The organism is Kribbella rubisoli (assembly GCF_004217145.1).
GTDB classification, from domain to species: domain Bacteria; phylum Actinomycetota; class Actinomycetes; order Propionibacteriales; family Kribbellaceae; genus Kribbella; species Kribbella rubisoli.
Window position 1 is genome coordinate 150,360 of sequence record NZ_SHKR01000016.1, and the last position, 20,618, is coordinate 170,977.

General features: G+C 67.8%; 22 protein-coding genes. 14 read left to right on the top strand and 8 right to left on the bottom strand.

Features of this window, described 5'->3' with window-relative positions; genetic code table 11:
• Positions 1–33 precede the first annotated feature (33 nt).
• The 4 genes from EV645_RS33325 to EV645_RS33345 all read left to right on the top strand — a co-directional run bounded on the left by EV645_RS33325 (position 34) and on the right by EV645_RS33345 (position 5,689).
• Positions 34–1,824: a thiamine pyrophosphate-requiring protein gene (locus tag EV645_RS33325; RefSeq protein ID WP_130448055.1), complete on the top strand. Its 1,791-nt coding sequence runs from the start codon at positions 34–36 to the stop codon at positions 1,822–1,824.
• Positions 1,825–1,928: 104 nt separating this feature from the next.
• Entirely contained in the window at positions 1,929–2,363 is a 435-nt protein-coding gene (locus tag EV645_RS33330; RefSeq protein ID WP_130448056.1) for an SRPBCC family protein, read from the top strand.
• Positions 2,364–2,979: 616 nt separating this feature from the next.
• Positions 2,980–3,303, top strand: coding sequence for a plasmid stabilization protein (locus tag EV645_RS33340; protein WP_130448058.1), 324 nt, complete (start codon positions 2,980–2,982; stop codon positions 3,301–3,303).
• Between the two features lie 16 nt (positions 3,304–3,319).
• Positions 3,320–5,689, top strand: a complete 2,370-nt coding sequence (locus tag EV645_RS33345) for a phosphoketolase family protein (protein ID WP_130448059.1) — start codon at positions 3,320–3,322, stop codon at positions 5,687–5,689.
• Here EV645_RS33345 and EV645_RS33350 read toward each other — a convergent pair.
• The 4 genes from EV645_RS33350 to EV645_RS33365 all read right to left on the bottom strand — a co-directional run bounded on the left by EV645_RS33350 (position 5,686) and on the right by EV645_RS33365 (position 9,250).
• The gene (locus EV645_RS33350) at positions 5,686–6,300 is read right to left on the bottom strand and encodes a UdgX family uracil-DNA binding protein (protein ID WP_130448060.1); all 615 of its coding nucleotides are present in this window, start codon (positions 6,298–6,300) and stop codon (positions 5,686–5,688) included. The genes EV645_RS33345 and EV645_RS33350 overlap by 4 nt on opposite strands.
• 29 nt (positions 6,301–6,329) lie before the next feature.
• Positions 6,330–6,800 carry a vitamin K epoxide reductase family protein gene (locus tag EV645_RS33355; protein ID WP_242000814.1) on the bottom strand — a complete coding sequence of 157 codons (471 nt, stop codon included), beginning with the start codon at positions 6,798–6,800 and terminating at the stop codon, positions 6,330–6,332.
• A gap of 2 nt (positions 6,801–6,802) precedes the next feature.
• Positions 6,803–7,708: a DUF929 family protein gene (locus EV645_RS33360; RefSeq protein ID WP_130448061.1), complete on the bottom strand. Its 906-nt coding sequence runs from the start codon at positions 7,706–7,708 to the stop codon at positions 6,803–6,805.
• Between the two features lie 99 nt (positions 7,709–7,807).
• Complete coding sequence (locus EV645_RS33365; RefSeq protein ID WP_130448062.1) at positions 7,808–9,250, bottom strand: FAD-dependent monooxygenase; 1,443 nt, start codon at positions 9,248–9,250, stop codon at positions 7,808–7,810.
• An 86-nt stretch (positions 9,251–9,336) separates the two neighbouring features.
• Here EV645_RS33365 and EV645_RS33370 point away from each other — a divergent pair, with 86 nt between their 5' ends.
• Positions 9,337–9,939, top strand: coding sequence for a TetR/AcrR family transcriptional regulator (locus EV645_RS33370; protein ID WP_130448063.1), 603 nt, complete (start codon positions 9,337–9,339; stop codon positions 9,937–9,939).
• A 10-nt stretch (positions 9,940–9,949) separates the two neighbouring features.
• Positions 9,950–10,576, top strand: a complete 627-nt coding sequence (locus EV645_RS33375; RefSeq protein ID WP_130448064.1) for an SAM-dependent methyltransferase — start codon at positions 9,950–9,952, stop codon at positions 10,574–10,576.
• Here EV645_RS33375 and EV645_RS33380 read toward each other — a convergent pair.
• Positions 10,551–11,681, bottom strand: a complete 1,131-nt coding sequence (locus tag EV645_RS33380; RefSeq protein ID WP_198682072.1) for an MFS transporter — start codon at positions 11,679–11,681, stop codon at positions 10,551–10,553. The genes EV645_RS33375 and EV645_RS33380 overlap by 26 nt on opposite strands.
• Before the next feature lie 97 nt (positions 11,682–11,778).
• Here EV645_RS33380 and EV645_RS33385 point away from each other — a divergent pair, with 97 nt between their 5' ends.
• Together EV645_RS33385 and EV645_RS33390 are read left to right on the top strand one after the other, a co-directional pair.
• Positions 11,779–12,645: an AurF N-oxygenase family protein gene (locus EV645_RS33385; RefSeq protein ID WP_242000815.1), complete on the top strand. Its 867-nt coding sequence runs from the start codon at positions 11,779–11,781 to the stop codon at positions 12,643–12,645.
• A gap of 47 nt (positions 12,646–12,692) precedes the next feature.
• Positions 12,693–13,889 (top strand): FAD-dependent oxidoreductase, encoded by a 1,197-nt coding sequence (locus EV645_RS33390; RefSeq protein WP_338419167.1) that lies wholly within the window; start codon positions 12,693–12,695, stop codon positions 13,887–13,889.
• Here the strand turns inward: EV645_RS33390 and sigJ are convergent.
• The gene (gene sigJ, locus EV645_RS33395; protein ID WP_130448067.1) at positions 13,852–14,751 is read right to left on the bottom strand and encodes an RNA polymerase sigma factor SigJ; all 900 of its coding nucleotides are present in this window, start codon (positions 14,749–14,751) and stop codon (positions 13,852–13,854) included. The genes EV645_RS33390 and sigJ overlap by 38 nt on opposite strands.
• Before the next feature lie 103 nt (positions 14,752–14,854).
• Here sigJ and EV645_RS33400 point away from each other — a divergent pair, with 103 nt between their 5' ends.
• Complete coding sequence (locus tag EV645_RS33400; RefSeq protein ID WP_130448068.1) at positions 14,855–15,295, top strand: YybH family protein; 441 nt, start codon at positions 14,855–14,857, stop codon at positions 15,293–15,295.
• A gap of 351 nt (positions 15,296–15,646) precedes the next feature.
• On the opposite strand, the gene EV645_RS33405 is transcribed toward EV645_RS33400, so the two are convergent.
• On the bottom strand, positions 15,647–16,267 hold the full coding sequence (locus tag EV645_RS33405) for a class I SAM-dependent methyltransferase (RefSeq protein ID WP_198682038.1): 621 nt from the start codon (positions 16,265–16,267) through the stop codon (positions 15,647–15,649).
• Positions 16,268–16,345: 78 nt separating this feature from the next.
• Between EV645_RS33405 and EV645_RS33410 the strand changes: the two genes are divergently transcribed.
• Genes EV645_RS33410 through EV645_RS33430 form a run of 5 tightly spaced genes read left to right on the top strand, consistent with a single transcriptional unit; the run spans position 16,346 to position 19,951 of the window.
• Positions 16,346–16,744: a VOC family protein gene (locus EV645_RS33410; protein WP_130448070.1), complete on the top strand. Its 399-nt coding sequence runs from the start codon at positions 16,346–16,348 to the stop codon at positions 16,742–16,744.
• Between the two features lie 28 nt (positions 16,745–16,772).
• Positions 16,773–17,120, top strand: coding sequence for a YciI family protein (locus EV645_RS33415; RefSeq protein WP_130448071.1), 348 nt, complete (start codon positions 16,773–16,775; stop codon positions 17,118–17,120).
• The gene (locus tag EV645_RS33420; protein ID WP_130448072.1) at positions 17,117–18,304 is read left to right on the top strand and encodes an RNA polymerase sigma factor; all 1,188 of its coding nucleotides are present in this window, start codon (positions 17,117–17,119) and stop codon (positions 18,302–18,304) included. Before EV645_RS33415 ends, EV645_RS33420 begins: the two co-directional genes overlap by 4 nt.
• 17 nt (positions 18,305–18,321) lie before the next feature.
• Positions 18,322–19,497: an acyltransferase family protein gene (locus EV645_RS33425; RefSeq protein WP_130448073.1), complete on the top strand. Its 1,176-nt coding sequence runs from the start codon at positions 18,322–18,324 to the stop codon at positions 19,495–19,497.
• A 16-nt stretch (positions 19,498–19,513) separates the two neighbouring features.
• Positions 19,514–19,951: an SRPBCC family protein gene (locus EV645_RS33430; protein WP_130448074.1), complete on the top strand. Its 438-nt coding sequence runs from the start codon at positions 19,514–19,516 to the stop codon at positions 19,949–19,951.
• Here the strand turns inward: EV645_RS33430 and lexA are convergent.
• A complete protein-coding gene (gene lexA / locus EV645_RS33435) occupies positions 19,948–20,601 on the bottom strand; it encodes a transcriptional repressor LexA (RefSeq protein ID WP_130448075.1) in 654 nt (217 codons plus the stop codon). The genes EV645_RS33430 and lexA overlap by 4 nt on opposite strands.
• Positions 20,602–20,618 lie beyond the last annotated feature (17 nt).

Genomic DNA, 20,618 nt, shown 5'->3' on the forward strand with positions numbered 1-20,618 from the left:
TACTGGCGGCTTCGGGTCTTCAGGAGGGTTGAGATGAGCACGACAGTTGGCGACTACGTACTTCAGCGCCTGCGTGACTGGGGTGTCGACCACGTCTTCGGGTACGCCGGTGACGGGATCAACGGTCTGCTCTCCGCCTGGGAGAAGGCGGGCAACGAGCCGCGGTTCGTGCAGGCCCGGCACGAGGAGATGGCAGCGTTCGAGGCGGTCGGCTATGCGAAGTTCACCGGCCGGGTCGGGGTCTGTACGGCGACCAGCGGCCCGGGCGCGATCCACCTGCTGAACGGCTTGTACGACGCGAAGCTCGACCATGTGCCCGTGGTCGCGATCGTCGGACAGACGGCGCGGAGTGCGATGGGCGGCAGCTACCAGCAGGAGGTCGACCTGCACACGCTGTACAAGGATGTCGCGTCCGACTACTGCGAGACGGTCATGGTGCCGGAGCAGCTGCCGAACGTGCTCGACCGGGCGATGCGGATTGCCGCGTCCCGGCGTACCGTCACCGCGCTCATCATCCCGTCGGACCTGCAGGAGCTCGAGTACACGGCACCGTCGCACGCGTTCAAGATGGTGCCGTCGAGCCTGGATCTGAGCTGGTCGGCGCCGGTCCCGGCCGCGGACCAGCTCGACCGGGCCGCAGAGATCCTGAACGCGGGGGAGAAGCTCGCGATCCTCGTCGGTCAGGGCGCGCGCGGTGCGGTCGACGAGGTCACTGCGCTCGCCGAGATGACCGGCGCCGGTGTCGCGAAAGCCCTGCTGGGCAAGGATGTTCTCAGCGACGACCTGCCCTGGGTGACCGGCTCGATCGGGCTGCTCGGCACCAGGCCGTCGTACGAAATGATGATGGATTGCGACACGCTGCTGGTGGTCGGATCGAACTTCCCGTACTCGCAGTTCCTGCCGGAGTTCGACCAGGCGCGGGCGATCCAGATCGACCTGGATCCGACGATGATCGGGATGCGGTACCCGTTCGAGGTGAACCTGGTCGGCGACGCGGCACGGACGCTGCGCGAGCTGATCCCGCTGGTCCAGCGCAAGAACGACCGGTCCTGGCGGTCGGGGATCGAGTCGAACGTCGCCCGCTGGTGGGAGGTCATGGAGCGGCGGGCGCATACGTCGGCGGATCCGATCAACCCGGAGCTGGTGTTCCACGAGTTGTCGGGACGACTGCCGTCGAACGCGATTCTGGCGGCGGACTCGGGTTCGGCCGCGAACTGGTACGCGCGGCACATCAAGTTCCGCGACGATATGAGGGGCTCGCTGTCCGGGACGCTGGCGACGATGGGGCCTGGAGTGCCGTACGTGATCGGCGCGAAGTTCGGGCTGCCGGACCGGCCGGCGTACGCGCTGGTGGGCGACGGCGCGATGCAGATGAACGGGATCAACGAGCTGATCACGATCGCGAAGTACTGGCAGGAGTGGGCGGATCCGCGGCTGGTGGTCGCCGTACTGCACAACAACGATCTGAACCAGGTGACGTGGGAACTGCGGGCGATGGGAGGCTCGCCCCAATTCCTGCCCTCTCAGGAACTGCCGGAGTTTCCGTACGCCGGGTATGCCCGGCTGCTCGGGCTCCACGGCGTGACCGCCGAGAAGCCGGAGGAGGTCGGGCCCGCCTGGGACGAGGCGCTGCGCGCTGACCGTCCGTGCGTGGTCGAGTTCCGGACCGATCCCGCCGTACCGCCGATCCCTCCGCACGCGACCTGGGACCAGTTGGAGAAGGCGCTGGAGTCGATCGTGCGCGGCGACAGCGACCGTGTCAGCATCGTCAAGGAAGGCGTGAAATCAAAGGTCCAGGAGTTCCTGCCCGGCAAGTCATCCTGATCTGCTCAAGCGTGGTCGCCGGCCGGAGCCGAATCAGACCGTCGACACGCGGAGATGGGGTCAGGCCGGCGTGACGGGATGGGGGATCGGGTACCGGGTGGCGCGTGAGTGAAAACGAGTGTCTGATCGAGGCGAGCGTCGAGGACGTGTTCGCGATTCTCACCGACGGGTGGTCGTACGCCGCGTGGGTGGTGGGGGCATCGAGGATCCGCGATGTCGACCCGCCGTGGCCGGAGCCGGGCGGCAGAATCCATCACTCGGTGGGCGCGTGGCCGTTCTTGCTGGACGACCGGACGACTGTCCTGGAGTACGAGCCCTTGCATCGGCTCCGGCTGCAGCTCCGGGTGTGGCCGGCGGGACTCGGTGAGGTGGAGTTCCGGGCCACCGAGACCCCTACCGGTTGCCGGCTGGTGATGACCGAGAAGGCCACCAGCGGTCCGATCTCCCTCCTGCCGGACGCGGTGGCCGACTTGATGCTCCATCCCCGCAACGCCGAGGCCCTCCGCCGCCTGAAACTTCTGGCAGAGAAGCGCTCCTGAGGTCCGAGGTTCCCGGCCGCCCTGGAAGAAGTCCGAGCGACCGTCAGTGGGGAGTTCGTGGGCTTCGCGCCGGGCCCAACCCCGGGTGCCAGGACGAGACCCGGCTTTCGAGCTTGGCTGCACTCGGCCTGGCCTTGTGCTTGCCCAGCGCGAAGCGCTTGTAGGCCGGCCTTCTACCGGCCCGCCGACTCGACCCTCGCCCGTGCTGACGCGGACGTGCGCGTCGTACGGCGAGGTGGTGTCTGCTGATCGACGTCTACTGACAGAGGTTCGGGACAGACAGCGGCCTTGCGGACCGGACCGCCGCCGAGGCGTCTGTACTTCCATTGGCGTTCGTCGTAGTCGTAATACGTGTCAACGCCGCCGACAGACATGATCGACCCCTCCCACCCCGGTGCGCTCAGATGAGCGCGGCCGCCTACGGGTGCCCAAGAACCTCACCACTCAAACCTGGTGAACTCGCGCTCGACCTCCGATCGCACGTCCGGTGTCGAGTGGCGAGGCGGTAGGCAGCTCAGTCGGCATGGGTTCCGGTGTCCGCCTGAACGCCTGCGAAACCCGGCGATTGGCCGGGCCGACTCCGGGTACTGGCGGACTGGGTGAAAGGAGCAACGACATGCCTGCAGGATCGAGTCCGAAGCGGGAAAGGCAGTACGAGCACATCAAGGATGGGCTGAAGAAGCGGGGGCGCAGCGAGAGCACCGCTGAGGAGATCGCGGCGCGGACGGTGAACAAGGAGCGCGCGCGGTCGGGCGAGGCGAAGGAGAAGAGTCGTACGTCGACGCACGACATCTCGTCGAGCCGGCGTGGGGGTCTGCGGTCGCACAGCGGCTCCGAGGGGCGCACCAAGGAGCAGCTCTACAATGAGGCGAAGCAGAAGAACGTCAAGGGTCGCTCGAAGATGACGAAGGCCGAACTCGCGAAGGCGGTCGGCCGCTAGCTGGGGGAGCCAGCCCGTGCAGCAGACCGACGCCACGCCACTGACCGACGACGAACTGCGAGGAATCGACGCCTACTGGCGCGCAGCGAACTACCTGTCCATCGGGCAGATCTATCTACTCGCCAATCCACTTCTCCGTGAGCCTCTGCGGCCCGAGCACATCAAGCCCCGCCTGCTCGGCCACTGGGGTACGACGCCCGGGCTCAACCTGATCTACGCGCACCTCAACCGCGTGATCAGGCAGCGTGACCGCGAGGTCCTGTTCGTCACCGGACCCGGCCACGGCGGCCCGGCGCTCGTCGCGAACACGTGGCTCGAGGGCAGCTGGACCGCGGAGTACCCGAACACCACGCGGGACGAGGTCGGCATGGGCCGGCTGTTCAAGCAGTTCTCCTTCCCGGGCGGCATCCCGAGCCATGTGGCCGCGGACGTCCCCGGGTCGATCAACGAGGGCGGCGAGCTGGGCTACTCACTGAGCCACGCGTACGGCGCTGCCGCGGACAATCCCGAGCTCGTCGTGGCCTGTGTCGTCGGCGACGGTGAGGCGGAGACGGGTCCGCTCGCGGCGTCCTGGCACTCGAACAAGTTCCTCGACCCGGCACGTGACGGCGCCGTACTGCCGATCCTGCATCTGAACGGATACAAGATCGCGAACCCGGCAGTGCTGGCGCGGATCGGCGACGAAGAGCTGTCTGCCTTGCTGCATGGGTACGGATACGAGCCCTATCTGGTCGAAGGCTCCGAGCCGGCCGAGGTGCACCAGGCGCTGGCCGCGACGCTGGACAGGTGCCTGGACCGGATCGACGAGATCCAGGTGGAGGCACGATCTGCGCCCGAGCCGCCGCCGCGACCCGCGTGGCCGATGATCGTGCTCCGTACGCCGAAGGGCTGGACCGGCCCGCAGGTCGTCGACGGGGAGCCGGTCGAGAACACGTGGCGGGCGCATCAGGTCCCGCTGTCCGGCGTACGGACGAACGACGACCATCTCCGCCAGCTGGAATCGTGGATGCGCAGCTACCGGCCCGAGGAGCTGTTCGACGACTACGGCCGTCCGGTCGCGGCGCTCGTCGAGCTCGCGCCGGGCCCGGAGCTGAGGATGGGGTCGAACCCGCACGCCAACGGTGGTGTGCTGAGCCGCGATCTCGAGCTGCCGGCGGTCGGCGAGTACGCCGTACCGGTGAAGTCGCCCGGTGCCGAAGATGGTGAGCCGACGAAGGTCTTCGGGGCGTTTCTGCGAGATGCCTTCCGCCTCAACCGTGACAACCTGCGTCTGTTCGGCCCGGACGAGACCGAGTCGAACCGGTTGACCGCTGTCTACGAGACGACCGGGAAGCAGTGGCAGGCCGAGCTGCTCGACACCGACAACCATCTCGCCCGCGACGGTCGCGTGCTGGAGATCCTGAGCGAGCACACCTGTCAGGGCTGGTTGGAGGGTTATCTGCTGACCGGCCGGCACGGGCTGTTCTCGTCGTACGAAGCCTTCGTCCACATCGTCGACTCGATGGTGAACCAGCACGCGAAGTGGCTGAAGACGATCAATCGGCTGGAGTGGCGCCGGCCGATCCCGTCGCTCAACTACCTGCTCACCTCGCACGTCTGGCGCCAGGATCACAACGGCTTCTCGCACCAGGACCCGGGCTTCATCGACCATGTCGTGAACAAGAAGGCCGAGGTCGTCCGCGTCTATCTGCCGCCGGACACCAACACGCTGCTGTCGACGATGGACCACTGCCTGCGGACCCGGAACTACATCAACGTCGTTGTCGCAGGCAAGCAACCGCAGCCCAACTGGCTCGACTGGGAGGCGGCCGCGCTGCACTGCGCGCGGGGCGTCGGCGTCTGGGAGTTCGCGAGCAACGACGAGGGCGAGCCGGATGTCGTGATGGCCTGCGCCGGCGACGTACCGACGATGGAGACGCTCGCTGCGGTCGACCTGCTCCGCGAACATCTGCCCGACCTGCGGATCCGTGTCATCAACATCGTGGACCTGATGCGGCTGCAGTCCGAGGGCGAGCATCCGCACGGGCTGCCGGACGCCGAGTTCGACGCGCTGTTCACGACCGACAAGCCGGTGATCTTCGCGTACCACGGCTATCCCTGGCTGATCCACCGGCTCACGTACCGCCGGCATGGGCACGACAATCTGCACGTCCGCGGCTACCTCGAGGAGGGTACGACGACCACGCCGTTCGACATGGTCGTCCGCAACAACCTCGATCGGTACCACCTGGCGATGGACGTCATCGACCGTGTGCCATCGCTGGGCAGCCGGGCGGTGTCGACGCGGCAGTACTTCGCCGATCAGCGCGCCCGTCACCACGAGTACGTCACGACGTACGGCGAGGACCTGCCGGAGGTCAGGGACTGGCGGTGGACCCCGCGCTAGTCGAGTAGCGCGACCGCGGCGCGGAGGTCGTCGACGAAGAGCCCGAGATCGCGGGTGAAGTCCTGTGAGCGAACGACCGCGGAGGGGTGGACGGTCGCGATCGCGGTGCCGCCGTCGGCGAGCTCGACCTTCTCGCCGCGATGCTGTGTCACCTTGAAACTCGGGCCCAGCAACGACCGTGCGGCGACGGCGCCCATGATCACGACCAGCGCGGGCTTCACGAGCTCGAGCTCACGCGCAAGCCACGGGTGGCAGGCGGTGATCTGCCCGGCGGACGGCGTCTTGTGGATCCGCCGCTTACCGTCGCGCTCGAACCGGAAGTGCTTGACCGCGTTGGTCAGGTAGACGTCCGACCGGTCGATCCCCGCCTCCTCCAGCGCGCGGTCGAGCAGCCGCCCCGCCGGACCGACGAAGACGTGGCCTTCCTTGTCCTCGTGATCACCGGGCGTCTCGCCGACCAGCATCATCCGCGAGCGGACCGGCCCTTCACCCGCGACGGCCCGCTCGGCGTCCTCCCACAACTCACACCCACGACAGTCCCCAAGCGTGGCGCGAACCTTCCGCATCCCACCGTCGCGGGGCACCCACTTCTCAGCCCCGGCAGTTTGCATAACCCACTTGTACCCGGGGCGGCGCTAAATCATGACGTCGGCGGGATCAATGCCTGACGGATGATCACGAGCGCGAACAGGATCAGCGTCAGGCCGTGGACCACCGTGCACCACAAGCAGATGGCGTTGATCTGGAACAGCTCGGCCCAGATCAGGTAGCAGATGAAGACGACACCGACGAGTACGGCGGCCAGGCGCAGCCGAGCCGGCCACGGTGACGACGTACGCCACAGCGGCGGCACCGAGAGCGCCGTCATGCCGACGAAGAAGCCGAGACCGAGCAGGGCGACCGGGATGCCGAACACCTTCGAGTACTGACTGCTGGTGACCTTCGCGCAGTTCACCACACCGGTGTCCGGGCACGCGAGCGTCGTCCCCGCCGTGAAGTGTTCATAGGTCAGGTACCCGGCGACCGCCAGGCCGGCGATCGACACCACCAACGTGGCCCATGGGATCCAGCCCACTGACGTCTGGGAGGACCGCTGTGCTGTGTCGCTCACGGTCAGCTGCCACTGCCGAGCTTCGAGGCCGCGGCGGTGACGGCGGAGCTGGTGCACACGTTGGCCGGCTGGTTGTTGGTGATCTTGCAGATCGCCGCCGTGTACACGTTGGCCGACGCGATGACGGCCTTGGAGATGTCGTTGTTCGGGTCCTTCAGCGCGTCCGCGACCTGCGACTGGGTCTTGCCGGCCAGCAGTTGCGGGCTGTACGTCGCCCCGGACGACACGAACTTCCCGCCGATGTCGATGAACGGGATCGACCCTTCACTCGAGACGTACGGCGGCTTGTTGTAGGTCTCGAACGTCTTCTCGTCGTCGGCGGCCGGGGTGTCGAGCGGCTTGTACCCGTTCCCCTCCTGCTCGTTCGTCGTCGTCTCGACGCCGGTGAAGGCGAGGTACTGACTCGTGAACGTCGCGCCGTGGAACGACAGCGTCGGCGTGTTCGGGAACTCGTCCGCGGACGCCGAGTGCGTCGTACCCAGGTTGCTGAACGTGCCGAACCGGGACAGCGCGACCGTCACCGGCCAGCGCTCGGCCGCGCAGAACGGGCAGAACTCGGCGCCGATGTAGAGCACCTTCGGCTTGCCGTTCGCGGTCAGCGCCGGAGCGGTGATCGCGGACGGCACCGCCTTCACGCCTTCTGTGCCGACCGTCGAGAACGTCGACTCCGGGATCGAGGAGAGTGCTGTGATGAGGGCCGCGTCGGCGGCGCCGGTCGGACCGGTCGCCGTCTTCTTGCCGCCGCCGACCAGCCGGATCGTCACCAGCCCGCCGACGATCACGACGACCAGGACGACCGCACCCACCGCGAGCAGAAGGCGCCGCCGGCGCTCCGCCGCCTGCTGGGCGGCGAGCTGCGCTGCGATCCGCTCCCGGGCCGCAGCCTTCTGTTCGACACGCCTTGCCATGACTCTCCTCTGATCGCGCACGGGCTCCTGAAAGACAACTATCCATCGGTCCCGGAAGTTCCTGTCCTTCTGTCACCGCGAGATTACAGATCGCCATAGTTACGGCAGATACGAGGTCATGGTCCCGGGAGTCAGGCCGGCATCGGAGCGAGCGGCAACGTGCTGGTCCGGCCTCACCAGTAAAGCCCCATCAGCAAGCAGGCCGGCCCACTCCATGCCGTTGCTGATCCGATGGACCGGGACCTTGTCGGCGAAGTCCGGTGCGTCCGGCCCGGCGATGACGACGTACTCCGGCCCGCAGAGATCGAGCGTGGAGCGACCATCGGGCAGCTCGACGTGGGGCAGCCGCGTACCTACCTGACCCGTCAGTGCATCGACGTACCCCTCATCTGTGTAGTTGTAGCGGCTCATGATCGACCCGGTGTCGATCTGCTGCGCCACGTCAGCGGCGTTGCTCGGCGTCTCGATGCCGTAGCGCGCGAAGAAGTCCGTACGGATGCGGGCTTGCTGTGCCGCGAGTACGGCCCGGGGCCGCCGCTCGGGCTCGTACGTGTCCAACAGCTCCGGTGCAGCGTGTCCTTTAAGCACCATCGCGAGCTTCCATGTCAGGTTGTGTACGTCGGCGATCCCGGTGTTCGCGCCGTACCCGCCCCACGGCGCGTGCTGGTGCGCGGCGTCGCCGGCGAGGAAGACGCGGCCGCGGCGGTACTCGTCGGCGACGTGGACGCGGGTGTCCCAGGTGCTGCTGGCAAGGATCTCGACGTCGACATCGTCCTTGCCGATCGCGGCGTGGATCTGCTCGAGCACGTTCTGCGGGGGAGCGTCGTCGTACTCGAGGTGGAACGACCACTCGTCGGTGTTGTTCTTCGCGAGGATCATGCCGCGGACGAGCTCGTTGGCGATATCGCACTGGCTGAACGTGCGTCCGGTGACGAGCTCGGTCAGGTCGGCCCGCGCGAACGCGTTCAGGTACTTGTGGGTCGGCGGCAACGTCCAGCCGGTGATGCCGAGCTTGGTCCGGATCGGGCTGCCGGAGCCGTCCGCGGCGAGCAGGTAGCCGACTTCGATCTGCTCACCGCCGATCGTCGCCGTCACCCCGTCAGGCCCGGCGCCGAACTCGGTGAGCTCCGTGCCGAAGCGCAGATCACCGCCGCGTTCGCGCGCGATGTCGGCCAGCACCGGCTCCAGCAGCACCTGCGGGCAGAAGCAGAAGTTCGACGGGCTGGGGTCGAGACCGAGGCCCATCTTGTGGATGTTCTTGAGGTCGAGCGCCTCCGAGTCGATCAGGTTCCGGCCGTGGCGGGCGCCGCCGAAGGCCCCGGCCTTCAACGCCGTCGCGGCGACCTCCTGCACCCGGTCCTCGATGCCGAGCTGCCGGAACATCTCGACGCTCCGGATGTGCACCCCGCGCGATCTCGGCAGCACCGAGGCCCCTGTACGGCGTTCGACCAGGACGAAATCCACCCCGTGGTACTGCAACATGAGTGCTGCCGACAGGCCGACGAGCCCGCCTCCGACGATCAGCACCGAAGTTCGCGTCATGATGTTCTCCTACACTCGGATCTAAAATTACACTCGACTATAAAGTTATAGCTCGATGTAAGCTGGTGTCGCAAGGAGGTGCCGCAATGGCTGGCTTGCGGGAACGCAAGAAGGCGGAGACCCGCGCACGGATCGCGGACGTCGCGCTGCGGCTGTTCGCCGAGCGCGGCTTCGACCAGACCACGGTCGCGGAGGTCGCCGCGGCGGCGGATGTGTCGGTGAAGACGGTCTTCAATTACTACCCGGCCAAGGAGGATCTGTTCTTCGACCGGGCCGAGGAGATCGAGCAGCGCTGGCTGGAGGCGGTCGCCGATCGGCAAGACGGCGAGAGTCTGCTGGCGGGTCTACGGCGTCGGTCGCTGGGGCGGTTCGCGGACCATCCGAACGGACAGCCGGCGCACTTCCGCCGGGTCCTGTCCGGCAGTCCGTTGTTGCAGGCCAAGGGCCAGCAGATGTGGGCGTGGCACGAGGATGCGGTCGCTGATGCTCTGGCTGCAGAGGTGGATGAGTTGACCGCTCGGATCCTGGCGCATCAGATCTTCAACATCCATCCGCTCGCCCTCCGCATGGTCGAGCGATGGACCGAGGAGGGACTCGAGGCCGACGAGATCCGGGAGCGGGTGCTCGCGTTGGTCAATCGCGCTTTCGACCTGCTCGACCGCAGCGTGGCTGTCGGCGGCGCCGTTTAGGGTTCCCGCCATGGATTGGAAGACGTGGCACGAGCGGTACGACGACCCCGAGTCCGAGCTGTCCCGCCGCCTCGAGGCGGTGAAGCAGCAGGTCCGCGCGGCGCTGGACCGAGCACCTGCTGGTCCGGTGCCGGTGGCGAGCCTTTGCGCCGGCCAAGGCAGGGATCTGCTCCAGGTGTTGACCGACCATCCGCGTCGGACGGACGTGCAGGCGAGACTCGTCGAGCTTGATCCTGTGCTGGCCGACTCCGCACAGGAACGCGCCGCGGAATTCGGCCAGGTGGAGGTCGTCACCGGCGACGCATCTCTGACCGATCAGTACGTCGGCCTCGTGCCGGCGGAGCTCGTCCTGCTGTGCGGGATCTTCGGCAACATCAGCGCCGAGGACATCCGACGGACAGTCGACGCGAGCCCGCAGTTGTGTCGTACGGGCGGAACGGTGATCTGGACCCGCCATCGGGAAGACCCGGATCTGGTGCCGTCGATCTGTGACTGGTTCGAGGGGCGCGGCTTCGAGCGCGTCTGGCTGTCCGACCGCGACGCTGGGTTCGGCGTCGGCGTGCACCGCTTCACCGGCGTACCTGAGCCGTTGATCACCGGGCAGAGCCTGTTCAGCTTCGTTTCGGGCGGAGTATGACGAGGCCCACGAGAAGCAGCACAGCGAGCGCGAGGTAGCCGACGTCCAGTACTGCGATCGTCGCAACAGCAGCGACGAAGAGCGGGCCGCCCGCGTCACCGAGCTCACGCCCTAGCTCGGCCGTACCCATGGTCTGTCCGAGTCGCTCGGGCGGGGTGCTCGCGGCCAGCCCGGCGAACCCGAGCGGCGTGATCACGCCTGTGCCTGCGCCGATCAATGCGGCGGCGATCAGCAGGAACGCGACGCCAGGCAGTGCGGCGCAGCCGAAGCCGAGCGCCGCCAGGCCCAGGCCCACCGTGATCCCGGTCCGGGTCGTCAGCCGTCCGGCGTCGAGCGCCCGACCGGTCCGGGGCTGCACGATCGCGGCCGTTGCTGCCAGCAACGAAACGGCTGCTCCGGTGGCAATCGTCCCGAGCCCGTCCGAGGCGCCTGTGACCGGAAGGAATCCGACGCCCACCGACAATGCCGCCGTCGCGCCCGCCAACGCCATGGTCGGACGGAGAAACACCGGGTCCGTGATCCGCCGCGCGAGATCGAGCACGGTCTGCCGCGTCCGCGGCAACGGAGGTACGACGGGTACGGCGACCAGCGCCCACACCGCCACGCTCGCGGCAAGCACCGTCATGACACCGAACAGCAGCCGGAATCCGCCCAGCCAGACCAGTCCACCGCCGAGCAGCGGCCCGGCCGTGTACCCGATGCTCTTGTAGAACCCGTAGCTACCGAAGGCGCGCCCGTGCTTGCTCGCCGGGTTCAAGCGCGCGACCAGCGTCGAGGCCGCCGGAGAGAAGGCCGAGGCGGCCGCTCCTTGTCCGAGCCGGGCAGCCCACAGCCAGCCGGGCCGGTCGATGAACACATAGGCGCCTGAGGCAACAGCAAACCCGACCAGCCCGAGCAGCAGCACCGGCCGCGCGCCGATCCGGTCGGCGATGGTCCCGAACACCGGCTTCAGCAGCACCTCGGCACCGTCGTACAACGCCAGCAGAACACCGAGCGTGAGCAGCGAGGTGACGGCATCGGCCGACGATCCGCCGAGGTTCGCCGCTACCGCGTGGGCTCCGAAGGCCGTCGTAAAGCCCGCCGCGTAGAGCGGCCACATCCGCATCACAAGGCCCGAGGGTATCTGGGTGGGCGGCTTGCCGAACGGTGGGACAGCGGTTATGTTACATAGACGATGTCATATCGCATCGGAGGTGTGTGGGATGGATGAGACCGCTCAGCGGTTGCTCGGGTCGGCGACCCGGTTGTCCCGGGATCCGGAGACGGAGATCGACTGGGACGCGCCGATCGGCGACGGATACGGGATGTCGCCGGAGTGGAGCACGCTCTACGGCACGCCGTACTGGGACGAGCTGACCGAGGTTCAGCAGCGGGAGCTGACCCGGCACGAGTCCGCGTCGGTGGCGACCACCGGGATCTGGTTCGAGCTGATCTTGCAACAACTTGTACTTCGCGATGTCTACGACAAGCCGGCCCGGAGCGCGGAGTTCCAGTGGGCGCTGACCGAGATCGCCGACGAGTGCCGGCACTCGATCATGTTCGCGCGGGCGACCGAGCGGATGGTCGAGCCGGCGTACCGGCCGCGGTGGCTGGCGCGCGAGCTCGGGCGGATGTTCAAGACGGTCGCCACGGGCGAGTCGGCGTACGCCGCGATCCTGGTGGCTGAAGAGGTCCTCGACGTCATGCAGCGTGACTGGATGCGGGACCGGCGGGTCGAGCCGTTGGTGCGCACGGTCAACCACATCCACGTGGTGGAGGAGTCGCGGCACATGGTGTTCGCTCGCGAGGAGACTCGGGAGCGGCTTGCCGGGGCCGGTCGTGGACGGCGCTGGGTGGGCGCGCTGGTGATCGCGATCGCGGCCGACATGATCGTGTCGAGCATGGTCGGTCCGGCGGTCTACGCGAACGTCGGTCTGGACGTGGATCGGGCGGTCCGCGAGGCGCGGCGGAACGAGCATCACCGGTCGTTGCTGCGGACGAGCTGTGCGAACTTGATGGACTTCCTCGGGTCGCTCGGGCTGCTGACGCCGGCCGCGTCCCGCGTGTATCGGCGGACCGGGCTGCTGTGAGCTACGCAATCTCGGGGGAGTGCTGCTCGGACGCAAGCTGCGTTTCGGTGTGCCCGATGAACAGCATTCATCCGTCACCGGGCGAGCCAGGGTTCGGCACCGGGGCGAGCCTGTTCATCGATCCGCGGACGTGCATCGACTGCGGAGCCTGTGCGGACATCTGTCCGGTCGATGCTGCGCAGCCGGCCGAGCAGGCTGCCGCGGAGGATGTCGAGCGGAACGCGGCGTACTTCGCCGAGAAGGAGCCGCTGGATGCGACGGACCTCGACAGCTGGGAGGCGCCGTCGTACCAGGTCTGGGGTGGCGGACCGCGGCGAGTGCTGGTGGTCGGCGCCGGGCCTGCCGGTATGTATGCGACACGCGAGTTGTTGCTTCGGACAACGGCTGAGGTGACGCTGGTCGATCGGCTCGCGCAGGTCGGCGGATTGGTTCGGTACGGCGTTGCGCCGGATCACCCGAGCACCAAGCAAATAATCGAGTCGTTCGAGCGAATCGCCCGCCACCGGCGAGTGCGCTGGATGCCGAGCACCGATGCGACAGAGCTGCAGGATAGTTTCGACGCGGTCATCCATGCCGTCGGGGCTCGTAGGAGTCGTCGGCTGGGGATCAATGGCGAGGATGCGGCGTGTAGCGCGGAAGATTTCGTTGCCTGGTACAACGGGCGGCCGGGTGCGGCGCTACCGGTGGAGCTTGTCGGTCCGCGAGCGGTGATCGTCGGGAACGGCAACGTCGCGCTGGACGTCGCCCGGATCCTGCTGAGTGACGAGGAGCGGCTCCGCCGGATGGACGTGTCGCAGTCGGTACGCCAGACCCTCGCCGCGAGTGGCATCAAGGAAGTCGTGCTGCTCGGCCGGCGCGGGCCGGACGAGGCCGCCTACACGCAGCCGGCGTTGCAGGAGCTGCTGACCGCGGCCGGGGATCGCGTCGAGCTGCGGTACCACGCGCGGCCTACGGACTGGACCTCCGCAGGGCTCGCGTTGGACGACGGTACGTCGATTGCCGCGGGCAACCTGTTCACCGCGATCGGGTTCGAGGGCAAGCCGATCGACGGCCTGCCGTTCGACCCGGACCGCGGCATCGTGCCGAACGTCCGCGGCGCCGTCGTCGGCCACCCCGGGCACTACGTGGCGGGCTGGATCAAACGCGGCGCTCGCGGCGGGATCGGCGTGAACAAGGCCTGTGCGCAGGAGACCGTGATGGCGCTGGTCAGTTCGTCCAGGGGCCCAGCTTCTCCGGGTTCCTGATCGCCCAGATGTTCGTGATGTGATCGCCGTCCACGTCGAACGCGATCACGGTCTCGATCACACCCTCGAACTGGATCACCAGACCGGGCTGGCCGTTGACCGCGCGCTCGACGAGCTCGCGGCCGAGCATGAACACCGGAAGCCCGGCGAAGTACGACGCGACGTCCGTGCCGCCGTGCACCGGCTCGAGTGCGGCCGTCACGATGCCGCCGCCGTCGGCGACCGCGGTGACCTCGGGGTCGAGCAGGCTGACAAGCTTGGCGATGTCGGTCGCCTCCCAGGCCTGCTTGAACTGCCGGATGAGCTCCGCCCGGTGCGGGGAGGGCGCGGCCGGGAGTTGCGCGTCACGGATGCGCCGCCGCGCCGAGGAGGCGAGCTGACGGCAGGCCGCCGGCGTACGACCGACGATCTCGGCGACCTCCGGGAACGGGTACCGGAAGACGTCGTGCAGGATGAACGCGACGCGCTCGGCGGGCGTCATCGCGTCGAGTACGACGAGGAACGCCATGTTGACCGACTCGTCCAGCGTGACGCGGTCGGCTGGATCACTGGCACCGGCCGGCTGACCGGTTTGCCACTCGGTGCTCTCCGGAAGCGGCTCGGGGATCCACTCACCGACGTACCGCTCGCGCCGGGACCGCGCGGAGCGGAGCAGATCGAGGCAGATCCGGCTGGCGACCTTGGTCAGCCAGGCGGCCGGGTTGTCGATCGCCTGCTGCTCGGCCGGCGTCATCGCGTACCACCGGGCGTAGGTCTCCTGGACCACGTCCTCCGCGTCGGCCAGCGACCCGAGCAGCCGGTAGGCGAGGTTGATCAGCTGCCGCCGCTCGCTCATGATCGCGCTCAGGCCTGGCTCGCTCATGTCGGTTCTCTCCTCGTCCATACCCCGTACGACGGAACAGCCCGGCGAACTGTGAGGCCTGACAGTCTCTGACAGTCCGGGCCGCTGTCTCGTCGTAGCGATCATGACCACAGACAACGCAGTAGCCGAAGTAGATATCCGTGAGCGTATCGAGAGCCTGCTCGACTCGGTCCGCACCGGGGACCTGGAGACGTTGAGGACGATCTTCGCCCCGAACATCGTCTCGTTCGACATCGAAGCGCCGCTGCGGCACCTCGGTGCGGAGAAGAAGATGTCGAACTGGGAGCAGATCTTCACCATGTTCCAGTTGCCGCTCGAGTACGAGACCCGCGACCTGACCGTGCTCGTCGACGGCAGCCTGGCGGTCGTTTACAGCCTCAACCACATGAACGCGAGCCTGGGCACCGGCCGCAAGATCGACTACTGGCTGCGCTGGACGTCGGCGTGGCAGAAGATCGACGGACAGTGGATGATCGTGCACGACCAGGTATCGGTCCCGACGTACTTCCCCGAGGGCCGGGCGGCGATGGACCTCATGCCCTGAGCCAGGACGGCCACGGCCGGAGCTCGCCGGCGGCGTCGGCCAGCGCGGCGCGCGCACGCCAGCAGCTGCCGGTCGTGCTGGACCGTCTGAGGGGTCAACCCCTGAGTTGGCCGGTTGTCCACCTCGTATGCCAGGGGGCAACCGGCCATGTCGGGGGTTAACCCATGCCGTGCGGTGAACCGGGCAGGGCCGTTGTCGGCACGGGGGTCCCTGATAGCGGCGGATGTGCAAGCTCGACAGGAGGTGTCGGGTGGTCGGGCCTGGTTACACGCGTGCGCGGGCGGGAGGTGGCCGATAGTGGAGGTATACGTCCTGTCGAGCTGCATGGTGCCGCCCGAACCACAATTGAGATCAGCGTCGGGCGCGGCCGAGGATGTGTGGACGCGCCGGGTTGGGCTGGTTCGCCGGGAAGTCGAACTGATCGACCTCCTCGATGACGAACCCCGCCGCCTCGATCGCAGCCGCAGTGTCGCGATGCACATGACAGCCGCCCATGAACAACGACCAGACAGTCGCATCCGCGAGACGCTGCGCCGTCTCCAGCCGCCCGCCGTCCGCGGCGACATGCTCGTAGAACCTGAGCTCCCCACCCGGCCGCAGTACCCGAGCGGCCTCGGCCAGCGCCGCCTGCTGATCCGGCACCGAACACAGCACCAGCGACACCACAACCACATCAGCTGACGCATCAGCAGCCGGCAACCGCTCCGCCGTACCCTCAACGACCTCGACCGGCACCGGCGCGCGTACTGCGGCCTCCCGCGCCTGAGCGCGCAGATAGGGCTCAGGCTCAACTGCGAGAACGCTGACGACCTCAGCCGGATAATGCGCGAAGTTCCCGCCGTCACCCGCGCCGATCTCCACCACCCGACCGGCCGCCCCGGCCAGCAGCCGACGCCGGTGCGCACCCGCGCCCTCCCGATCCACGGCGGGGCGGACGCGCGCGTACATCCGGGCGAAGATCGGGTGCTTCATGATGTCAGAGTGTCGCATTCGCGGGTCCGCCGATCGTCTCCCCGATGACAGTTTGTTCATCATCGCTAGGAGACAGCAGTGCCTACGACTGTGAAAGCCATCGACATCGTCGTGTCGGACCTCGGCGCCGCGATCGAGTTCTACGGCCGGCTCGGCCTCGAGTTCGTCCGCGACCCCTCCATGCCGGACAACCACGCCGGCTGTGACCTGCCGAACGGGCTGCACCTGATGCTCGACACCGAGGACCTGCGGAGCAAGACCACCGAGCACTGGACGCCGCCGAAGCAGGGGAGGACGTTCCTGACCTTCGAGTACGACGGCCCGGCCGACGTCGACACGACGTACGCCGAGCTGGTGGCCGCCGGTGTGACCGGGTTGCAGGAGCCGTTCGACGCGCCGTGGGGGATGCGTTACGCGACCGTCGCCGATCCGTCCGGGAACGGTGTCGATCTCTACGCCAACCTGGCCGCGTCCTGAGCAAGACTGTCCGGAAGGAGGTTCGGGTGTGAAGTACGTGCTGATGTTCATCGAGACCGAGGAGTTCGCCAAGGAGTTCGAGGCGAAGGGGCCGGCCGAGCGGGAGGAGGCGTACCGGCGGGTGTACCAGTGGTTCGACGACCACCGGGACAAGATCACCGACCGCGGGAACAAGCTGCAGGGTCCGGAGACCGCGACGACGGTCCGGCTGGACGGTGGCGTGGCGATGACGACCGACGGTCCCTTCATCGAGGGCAAGGAGGTCGTGTCCGGGTTCACCGAGATCGACGTCGCGGACCTCGACGAGGCGCTGCGGATGGTCAGGACCTGGCCCGCCTGCCCGGTGGTCGAGATCCGTCCGGTGGCAGAGATGTGAGTACCGAGGACGAGCTGGCCCGCGTGGTGCGTGACCACGCAGGCCGGCTGGCCGGTTCGCTGGTCTCACTGCTGGGCGACTTCTCCGCTGCGGAGGACCTGGTCCAGGACGCGGTCGAGATCGCACTCAGGCGCTGGCCGGTCGAGGGCATCCCGGATCGGCCGGATGCCTGGCTGTTCACGGTCGCCAAGCGGCGCGGTCTCGACGTACTGCGTCGTCAGCAGAACTACCGCGCCAAGCTGTCGGAGTTGCAGCGCCAGGACGACCACCCGGCGCCGGACGACCGGCTGCGGCTGATCTTCACCTGCTGCCACCCGGCCCTGGCCCGCGAGGCGCAGGTCGCGCTCACCCTGCGCGTGGTCTGCGGCCTGACGACCGGGCAGATCGCGGCCGCCCTGCTTGCCTCCGAGTCCGCGGTCGCGCAACGCATCACGAGGGCGAAGCGCAAGATCACCGACGCCGGCATCCCGTACCGGATCCCGCGCGACGACGAGCTGTCCGAGCGCCTCACCGAAGTACTGACCGTCATCTACCTGCTCTTCAACGAGGGCTACCTCTCCAGTACGGCGGAACGCGCGCACTCGCGCGACCTGGTCGACGACGCCGAATGGCTGACCGCGCTACTCCACGGCCTGCTGCCCAACGAGCCCGAGGTCGCCGGCCTGCTCGCCCTGATCCGCCTCCACCGAGCCCGTACGGCGGCGCGCTTCACACCCTCCGGCGAACTCGTCCTGCTCGAAGACCAGGACCGCACTCTCTGGGACCACACCGCGATCAGCGAAGCGACAGCTCTGCTCACCAGAACGGCCTATCGTCACCACGCGCCCGGCGCCTACCAGCTGCAAGCCGCCATCGCCGCCTGCCACAGCGAGGCGCCGACCTGGGCCGAGACCGATTGGCGCCAGATCCTCGTCCTGTACGACATGCTTCTCACGCTCCAGCCGAGTCCCGTGACCTGCCTGCACCGCTCGGTCGCACTCTCGTTCGTCGACGGACCGGAGGTCGCTCTGACCGAGCTCGACCTGCTCGCCCTCGACACCTACCCCTTGTTCCACGCGACTCGAGCGCAGTTCCTCCGTGAGCTCGGCCGCGACGCCGAAGCACGCGTCGCAGACAAGCGTGCGGCCGAACTGACTGCCAATCCGGCGCAACTCGACCTGTTGCGCGAGCGGCTGGCCCGCTGAGCCACCATGCTTTCTTCATGGGAGCTCAGGGGCGGGGCGAACGGTTGTGGTTTCTCGACTGGTTGCGGGTGCTGGCGGTGTTCGGGGTGTTCGTGTTCCACACCCTGCGGCCGTTCGACGACGGTGACTGGCATGTGAAGAACGCGCAGACGAGCGAGGGGATCTCGATCGCGATCGCGTTCCTCGGCTTGTGGGGTCTCGCCTTCTTCTTCATGATCTCCGGATCGGCATCCTGGTTGGCGCTGCGGTGGCGCACCGCGGCGCAGTTCCTGAAGGAGCGGTCGATCCGGCTGCTCATCCCATTCGTGGTCGCGTACGTGCTGCTCTCACCGCTGCAGTACTTCATCGAGGAGCACCACAAGGGCCGGTCGAACCAGTCGTTCTTCGGCGACGCACGAACGTTCTTCAGCGATCTCGCCGGGGATGCGCCGCTGTGGTTGCGGGACACGTACCACCTCTGGTTCCTCATCTACCTGATCCAGTTCGCCGTACTCGGGCTGCCGTTGTTCATGCTGCTGCGCGGTCGGACGGATTGGATCGCGCAGCGATGTCAGCGCCGCGGCTCGATCCTGCTCCTCGCCGTACCGCTGGTTCCGGTGCATCTGCTGCTGCTCGCCGCGCCCGGTCCGGAGCACGGGTGGGGCGAGTTCGTGTTCTTCTTCGACTTCTTCGTCGTCGGGTATCTGGTGATGTCCGACGAGCGGCTGCTGGCAGCGGTACGCCGGGACGCTGTGCCCGGGCTGATCCTCGGCATCGGCGCTTTCCTGCTCGGCGTCGTCACCGGGATCATCGACTTCCTCGACGGCTGGTGGCCGGACCCCGGGTACTCATGGCAGTACGTCTGGTACTCGCCGCTCATCACGTTCGCCGTCTGGGGCTGGCTGGTCGCCGTCCTCGGCTTCGGCATGCGCGCGCCGGCGTTCCAGCGCACGCTCCCGACCCCACTCGCTCGCGCCGCGATGCCGTACTTCATCGTCCACCAGCCGGTCATCCTCGCGATCGCGTACTTCGTCGTGCAGTGGGACGCCGCGATCTGGACGAAGTACGCCGTACTCCTGCCGTCAGCCTTTGTCGTCTCGGCGGTCCTGGCGTGGTTGTTGTCAGCGCTCCCCGGCGTCCCGGTCCTGTTCGGCGTCAAACGTGTCGAATCCGGGGCCGCCCCGTTCGTCAACAGATCGAAGGCAGCCGACTGAGTAGGAGACTGGGGCCATGGGATCGATCGTCACGAAGATCGAGGTCGAGCGGACAGCGGACGAGGTGTTCGCCTACGTCACCGACCCGAACCACTTCACCGAGTGGCAGGCAAACGTCACCGGAGGACACCTCGAGGGCGGCGAGCCGGTCGTCGGCGCGAAGTGCCTGACGCGCCGCAAGATCGGCGGCCGCGAGCGGGACGTGACGTCGCGGCTGACCGAGTTCGACCCGCCGCGGGCGTGGGCGGTGCACGGCGACGAGGGCCCGATCCGGTCGACGGTCAAGGTGTCGGTCGAGCCGATCGCCGGCCGGGACGCGAGCACGGTGACGATCGACCTCGACTTCGAGGGTCACGGCATCGGCAAGCTACTCGTGCCGCTGATGGTGGTCCCGCAGTCCCGCAAGGAGATGGTGCGGAACATGGCCCGCCTGAAGACCAACCTGGAGCGCTAGACGCTCCGGAGTACCGACACGACGACGCCGAGGATCGAGGCGTTGTCACCGTCGATGACCTCGTACGCCGGGTTGCGCGGCTCGAGGTACACGTGGCCGTTGCGGCGGCGGTAGACCTTCACCGTCGCCTCCTCGTCCATCATCGCGGCGACGATCTGGCCGGAGTGCGCCTCGGACTGCTGGCGGACCACGACGATGTCGCCGTCGCAGATCGCGGCGTCGATCATCGACTCGCCGCGGACGCGCAGCCCGAACACGGTGCCGCGCCCGGTCAGCCCGCGGGGGAGTTGCATGACGTCGTCGACGTGCTCGATCGCGGAGATCGGCGTACCGGCCGCGATGTCACCGACGACCGGGACCGGCACGTTGTCGTCGCTCGTGGACTGCGTGCTGGAGTCCTGCAGGAACATCCGGACGTCGATCGGTCGCGAGACCGACGGACTCCGTCGCAGGAAGCCCTTCTCCTCGAGGCTGGCGAGGTGCTTCGACACCGACGACGAGGACCGCAGCCCGACCGCATCACCGATCTGCCGACTGCTCGGCGGGTACCCGTGCCGGGTCACCCAGTCGCGAATCACCACCAGGATCCGCTGCTGCCGCTCCGGAAGAGCAGCGCTGTCGAGGTCGCCGAACAGGTCGAGATCAGTCACTGCAGAACCCTATAGCT